This window comes from Halobellus salinus, from assembly GCF_014646875.1.
Lineage (GTDB): Archaea > Halobacteriota > Halobacteria > Halobacteriales > Haloferacaceae > Haloquadratum > Haloquadratum salinum.
On sequence record NZ_BMOC01000042.1, the window covers coordinates 1 to 2569 of the forward strand.

2 rRNA genes are annotated in these 2569 nt (G+C 59.6%); both read left to right on the forward strand.

The window, feature by feature from the left end:
* Positions 1 to 2175, forward strand: a 23S ribosomal RNA gene (locus IEX72_RS15000); the annotation flags it as partial.
* 279 nt (positions 2176 to 2454) lie between these two features.
* Positions 2455 to 2569, forward strand: a 5S ribosomal RNA gene (rrf, locus tag IEX72_RS15005); the annotation flags it as partial.

A 2569-nucleotide genomic window follows, 5' to 3' on the forward strand; every position in this document is an offset into this window, starting at 1 on the left:
CGCGGGGAGTCGCGAGGAGACGACCCGAAACCGAGTGATCTACGCGCGGGCAAGGTGAAGCGTGGCGAAAGCTGCGTGGAAGCCTGCAGGGATGGTGTCCTACAATACCCTCCTCTGACCCGTGTGTAGGGGTGAAAGGCCCATCGAACTCGGCAACAGCTGGTTCCAGCCGAAACATATCGAAGTATGACCTCGACCGAGGTAGTCTGCGAGGTAGAGCGACCGATTGCACGTCCCGCCTCCGAGAGGAGTCGGCCGTGCTGTCGAACTCCGAACTTGCAGACGCCGTTAACGTCGGGAATCCGGACTGCGGGGTAAGCCTGTGGTCCGTAAGGGAGACAACCCAGCGCCGGGTTAAGGTCCCCAAGTGTGGATTAAGTGCAACCGAAGGTGGTCTCGAGCCCTAAACAGCCGGGAGGTGAGCTTAGAAGCAGCTACCCTCTAAGAAAAGCGTAACAGCTTACCGGCCGAGGTTCGAGGCGCCCAAAATACTCGGGGCTCAAATCCACCACCGATACCTGGCAGCGTCCCTCATCGGACGACCTAGTAGGCTTGGCGCACTGCACGGACGGAAGCCCGGGCGAGAGCTCGCGTGGACCGTGTAGTGACGAAAATCCTGGTCACAGTAGCAGCGAGAGTCGGGTGAGACCCCCGACGGCCTTACGAGCAAGGGTTCCTCGGCACTGCCAATCAGCCGAGGGTTAGCCGGTCCTAAGTCCCACCGCAACTCGACTGGGACAATAAGGGAAACTGGTTAATATTCCAGTGCCACCGTGCAACAACGCCGACGCTTTTGGAAACAGCACGCGGGGCCATCGCCCCGCCGAATCGCGGAAGATCGTGGATGCCGTAACGGCACGAAGCGACCGAAGCGCGAGACAGGGCAACGTGCTGGTACCAAGAGCCCGTGAAAAGGCGCACGGTGACCGTACCGAGATCCGACACAGGTGCTCACCCGGAGAAAGGGAAGGCCCGTCGGGACCAACCGGCGTTAGGGAATTCGGCAAGTTAGTCCCGTACCTTCGGAAGAAGGGATGCCTGCTCCTGACCGAGCAGGTCGCAGTGACTCGGACGCTCCGACTGTGTAGTAACAACATAGGTGACCGCAAATCCGCAAGGACTCGTACGGTCACTGAATCCTGCCCAGTGCGGGTATCTGAACACCTCGTACAAGAGGACGAAGGACCCGTCAACGGCGGGGGTAACTATGACCCTCTTAAGGTAGCGTAGTACCTTGCCGCTTCAGTAGCGGCTTGCATGAATGGATCAACGAGAGCGTCACTGTCCCAACGCTGGGCCCGGTGAACTGTACGTTCCAGTGCGGAGTCTGGAGACCCCCAAGGGGAAGCGAAGACCCTATAGAGCTTTACTGCAGGCTGTCGCTGGGACATGGTCGCTGATGTGCAGGATAGGTAGGAGCCGTTACACAGGTACCCGCGCTAGCGGGCCACCGAGGCAAGCGTGAAATACTACCCGTCAGTGACTGTGACCCTCACTCCGGGAGGAAAACACCGGTAGCCGGGCAGTTTGACTGGGGCGGTACGCGCTCGAAAAGATATCGAGCGCGCCCAAAGGTCTCCTCACGCGAGTCGGAAACTCGCAGAAGAGCGCAAGAGCAAACGGAGGCCTGACAGTGATCTTCCCAACGAGGATCGCTGACGCGAAAGCGTGGTTTAGCGAACCAACGAGGCTCCGGGATGGGGCCCGTTGATGACAGAAAAGCTACCTTAGGGATAACAGAGTCGTCACTCGCAAGAGCACATATCGACCGAGTGGCTTGCTACCTCGATGTCGGTTCCCTCCATCCTGCCCGTGCAGAAGCGGGCAAGGGTGAGGTTGTTCGCCTATTAAAGGAGGTCGTGAGCTGGGTTTAGACCGTCGTGAGACAGGTCGGCTGCTATCTATTGGGGGTGTGAGGTACCTGCGCGGAACGCTCGTATAGTACGAGAGGAACTACGAGTGGGTGCCGCTGGTGTATCGGTTGTCCGAAAGGGCAGATGCCGAGCAGCCACGCACCACGGGGTAAGAGCTGAACGCATCTAAGCTCGAAACCCACCGCAAAAAGAGGTACCACCGAGGACACTCGTAGAAGACGAGTTGGATAGACTCGGGGTGTACGCACCGAGGCAACGAGGTGTGAGCCCGCGAGCACTAACAGTCCGAGCCACCACTCATACACGAGACGATCACACGCGAGACGATCGCGGTGACCCGAGTGGAGTGAGTACGTGGCGGAGACTCGACACTGTGACAACGCAGTCACGGCAGGGTCAGCACGCTGTGCTGACAGTGACTGGACGAAGACGGAAGCCACAGTGAAAACGGGTTCAGGCGGAAGCTGGATTGCGCGCGTGCAATGGTCGTACGAACCACGCAGCAGGTCACCACCGATACTGGAGTAGGCGCTTCCCTTTGGTGGAAGCGAGATGGCGGTTCGAGTCCGTCAGTCGGCGTAAGGGCGGCCAAAGCGGCAGGGAGACACCCGTACCCATCCCGAACACGGAGGTTAAGTCTGCCAGCGTAGGGGGAAGTACTGGAGTGCGCGAGCCTCTGGGAACGCTCCGTCGCC